This window comes from bacterium (genome assembly GCA_040757115.1).
Classification (GTDB): domain Bacteria; phylum UBA9089; class CG2-30-40-21; order CG2-30-40-21; family SBAY01; genus JBFLXS01.
The window spans coordinates 1-3,908 of sequence record JBFLYA010000309.1 but is presented as its reverse complement, the minus strand read 5'-3'; the positions used below and the strand labels follow the sequence as shown (position 1 = coordinate 3,908).

General features: G+C 36.4%; 5 protein-coding genes. All 5 read left to right on the top strand.

The genetic code is table 11. The annotated features are described in order from the left end of the window. The first annotated feature begins 93 nt into the window (after nt 1–93). Nucleotides 94–1,563 (top strand): hypothetical protein, encoded by a 1,470-nt coding sequence (locus tag AB1422_17640; GenBank protein ID MEW6621126.1) that lies wholly within the window; start codon nt 94–96, stop codon nt 1,561–1,563. After that, nucleotides 1,553–2,458, top strand: a complete 906-nt coding sequence (locus tag AB1422_17635; protein ID MEW6621125.1) for a hypothetical protein — start codon at nt 1,553–1,555, stop codon at nt 2,456–2,458. The genes AB1422_17640 and AB1422_17635 overlap by 11 nt, the downstream gene beginning before the upstream one ends. Further along, nucleotides 2,455–2,799 carry a nucleotidyltransferase domain-containing protein gene (locus AB1422_17630; GenBank protein ID MEW6621124.1) on the top strand — a complete coding sequence of 115 codons (345 nt, stop codon included), beginning with the start codon at nt 2,455–2,457 and terminating at the stop codon, nt 2,797–2,799. The genes AB1422_17635 and AB1422_17630 overlap by 4 nt, the downstream gene beginning before the upstream one ends. Beyond that, nucleotides 2,796–3,221: a HEPN domain-containing protein gene (locus AB1422_17625; GenBank protein MEW6621123.1), complete on the top strand. Its 426-nt coding sequence runs from the start codon at nt 2,796–2,798 to the stop codon at nt 3,219–3,221. Before AB1422_17630 ends, AB1422_17625 begins: the two co-directional genes overlap by 4 nt. Next, nucleotides 3,202–3,908: DUF1156 domain-containing protein (locus AB1422_17620; GenBank protein ID MEW6621122.1), on the top strand; the 707-nt coding region annotated here is incomplete at its 3' end. The genes AB1422_17625 and AB1422_17620, both read left to right, overlap by 20 nt.

The following is a 3,908-nucleotide window of genomic DNA, read 5'->3' as shown; positions in this document are numbered from 1 at the left end:
AGGATGACTGAAATATATCCCTTCCATCCCTTGCTTCTGGAAACCTTGACACAGGTTTATGAGGCTGCTACTGAAAGGCAGGATATACGGGGGATGATGAATATTCTGGCTGATATGATAAAGGAAAACTACGATAAGAAAGACCTCCTTTTAATCCGTGACCTGGATGAAAATGCCTTCAGGGGCATAGACCTTCGATTGGTAGAAAAATATAACTATGACCTTGAAAGAGTAAAAGACATTTCATACGGATCTGAAATATTAAGGTCCATTTTGGTCTTCACCCTTAATGATAAAACCATAGGTGCAACTGAATCTGATGTTCTTCTCTCGGTTTTTAGCCCTACCCAAGGGCAGACACTGAATGCACTTATAATGGACTTAGAAAACATATACGGTAAACCACACTATCTTCACAAAGAAGGAGACTTTTATCTTTTTAAGCAGGACCTGAATATCTTTGCTTTAATGGAGAAGGAGAAGAAAAATATCACAGACGAAGACATTAAAAATAAAATCGCTGAGATTGCCAAAAAGGATGCCTTTGAGAATAAGGTATTCATTTACGGATTTGAAACTATTTCTGACGATAGCAAAATTAAGATGATAGTATCTTTAGAATCGTGGGGCGAAAACGATACTCTCAAAAATAAATTAGCTGAATTCTATCAGGGTAAGAACTGGCAAAATACCTATATTGTGATATTGCCTAACATTGATAGTATTCTCTCATCTTACGAGATTATTGAAAAAACGAGACGTCTTCTGGCAGGAGAAAATTTACAAGGACAATTTGAGGATAAAGAGAGAAAGATTCAAAAATTAGTCACTGAGGAAAGAGAGCAGATAGCAGAAAAAATCAAAGCATCTTATGGACGAATAGTAAAATGGGTAGCAAGGGAAAAGGAACTTGTTCCAAGATTGATTAATGTAAGCCCTGACATAAGTATCGTAAGAGAAAAATCTGGAAGTGATTCTTCCTTAATTGGTGATTTTATACTTCAGGAAGTAAAGGATAAAGCTGAAGGCGTTAGGCTTGAATTCATAATAAACGATTTTAAGAAGTTCAGAAGATTTCCTTTAGTTTTGGATGATGAAATTGTTTTCAGTGCTATAAGAAACCTTCATAGAGATAAAAGACTGGTAATACAGGGGGACAGAGGGAAATGGTACATAGATGAGATACCCAGGAATTTGGAATTTGACTTTGTTATCTTTGATCCCAAGTATGCTCCTGCAGAAGAGATAATTGAGACAGGTGTAGGTGAAATTCGTGAATGTGGAGAAGAAACAGGATATGTAAAAACAGAGGAGGCAAAAGAACCTCAGGTCGAAAGGAGAGAAAAGAAGCAGTTGCAATTAAGAGGGAATTCGCCTCGTGTCATACTAAGTCAGATTGAAGCAAGAACTCAAGGTACAGACCTATTCACAGGGATAAATATAAAATATCAGTTTGCTAAAGAGCTTCCCAAGCAGGAGATTATGAAATTTATTAAGCAACTCCCTCAAGAAGAGGCAGAAATTGAGGGAGAAGTGGAGCTATGGAGAGAACATGAAGATTGAGAATGATTTTATAAAATCACTTATTAAAGACGATAATCTAATCCCTAATATTTGGAAAAATCTTCTCAATATCTGGCTTCGTTATGCAAATGGAGATGTGAGAGATTATTACTATCGTGGCGAAGAAGAGGCTTTTTTATTTGAGGATTTTTTATTAAGGACCTACGATGAATTTTTCACCAAAGAACTTCCCAGAGCCTGTTTGAACGAACCCTCGCCTTTTAAGAACGCTTCCGACGATGCCTGTTTTATAGTATTGGATGGAATGAGCATCCGAGAAGGTGCTCTTATATTTAACGCATTACAAAAAGAGGGATTTGCAACCAAAGTCCACTATTCCTTTTCATCTATTCCATCAGCTACCCAAAGTTTCAGGGAGAAGATAAAATCTGATTTAGCAGGCTCAGGTAGGTTTGTAGAAGTCAATAATCATAAAAAAATTAGGATTTCAGGGGAAGAGAAATATATTTGGTCTTACTTTCCTGATGCAATGTTGGACAAGATACAGGTGGGACGAACAGTAATTTCAGACCTTGAGAATATGTATAAGACCTCAGAAAAGATTGTTTTTGAATTACTAAGAAAGATTAATTCAAAGAAATTTATCATCCTATCTGACCATGGTTATATCCGTTCTGAACCAGGATTTTCTTTTTCTGTGCCTGAAGGGAAGAAGAAAAAGTTGAGAGAAGCCTTCAGTAGTTCTCGGTTTATTTCTATGGATAAGGCTGACCTCTCAGAACTTGTAGTTGATGGTTATATAGCCGAGTTTTCAGGCTATTACATGGTTAAGTCTCGATATATCTGGCCTGTGTCAGGGAAATATAATATTTATCTCCATGGTGGAGTGAGCCTTATGGAGTGTATCATTCCAGTTATTGAGGTGGAAAAATGAAAGCACTTAAAGAATTAAACCTTAAAGAAAACGAAATAAAAGCGTTGCAGGAATTGAAAGAGAAGATTCTTGAAAGATTTCCAGTCACTGAGATTATTATTTATGGTTCTAAGGCGAGGGGTGATGCTGATGAGGAGTCGGATATTGATGTTCTGATCCTAATTAATAAAGAGGTTAACACTGTATTAGAGGAAGAGATTTTTCATATGTCTTATGAGATAGAACTGAAGTATGATGTTGTTTTTGGAGAGATGGTAGAGAATAATGACTTCTGGAATACTCCTTTAGCCAAGGCTATGCCTCTTCACTGGAACATAGACAGAGAAGGAATTCGTTTATGAAACAGGAATTTATTGATTTAGCAAAGTATCGGTTGGAAAAGGCAGAAAATACTCTATCCGATGCCAAAAAGTATATCAATGGTGCTACTCTGGAATCCACGGTAAATCGGATTTATTATGCTATGTTTTATGCCGTTAATGCCTTATTAATAACAAAAGGTTTATCATCCTCCAAACATTCTGGAGTTCGTGCTCTTTTCAATAAAGAGTTTGTGAATAAAGGGATTATTGAAAAGAACTGGGGCGAGTTCTATTCTAATATGTTTGATAGAAGACAAAAGGGTGATTATAGGGATTTTGTGAAATTTGAAAAATCAGATGTGGAGACATGGCTTAAAAAAGCAGAAGAATTTATATCAAGAATTGAAGAATTAACTTTAAAGATTATAGAGGACACCCAAAATGAAACAACGACCCATTGAAATTGATTTTCCTATTGAGCAAGTTAATGAGATTGCAGAAAGAGAAGCCCATGCAAAGGAGAAATACCGTCCCATTTATTTTATCCATAAGTGGTGGGCAAGAAGGTTGGGAAGTGTGTTCAGAACGATCGTGTTATATAGCCTTTTAGATGAAAATGCAAAGGTTCTTGAAGATGATGGCATGTGGCGTGCTGTGACAAAGGAAGAATTGGAAAATCCCTGGAGGCTTTATCTTAAAGATGTGGATTTGGGTGGAAAGATAGTCCTTGACTCTATGATGGGTGGTGGCACTACTGTCATTGAAGCTTTAAGACTCGGATGTAAAGTCGTCGCACAGGATTTAAATCCTGTTGCCTGGTTTCTTGTCAAGAAGATGGTTGAGCCTGTGGATATTAATTTACTCAAGGAAGGCTTCAAAAAATTAGAAGTTTCGATAGCAGATGAAATAAAAAAATATTACAGAACTTTATGTCCCCACTGCTTGAAGAAGTATTCCGAAAGCAAAAAAGAAACTCCTTCTGCTGTAATAAAAGAAGTTTCAGAGAAATTACAGACCCAAGAGCCGCAAAGTCTTTATGAGCAATATCAGTTTGAAGATACTGAAAGTTATGAAATCAAGACTGGTCAAACAAAATTTCCAGAGAGAAAAAACATCTTTGCTGATACTATGTATTACTTCTGGATAAA

What these genes read in the sequence shown, in the direction of transcription:
- AB1422_17640 (MEW6621126.1), top strand. Translation starts at nt 94, where the DNA reads ATGATGAATATTCTGGCTGATATGATAAAGGAAAACTACGATAAGAAA.
- AB1422_17630 (MEW6621124.1), top strand. Translation starts at nt 2,455, where the DNA reads ATGAAAGCACTTAAAGAATTAAACCTTAAAGAAAACGAAATAAAAGCG.
- AB1422_17625 (MEW6621123.1), top strand. Translation starts at nt 2,796, where the DNA reads ATGAAACAGGAATTTATTGATTTAGCAAAGTATCGGTTGGAAAAGGCA.
- AB1422_17635 (MEW6621125.1), top strand. Translation starts at nt 1,553, where the DNA reads ATGAAGATTGAGAATGATTTTATAAAATCACTTATTAAAGACGATAAT.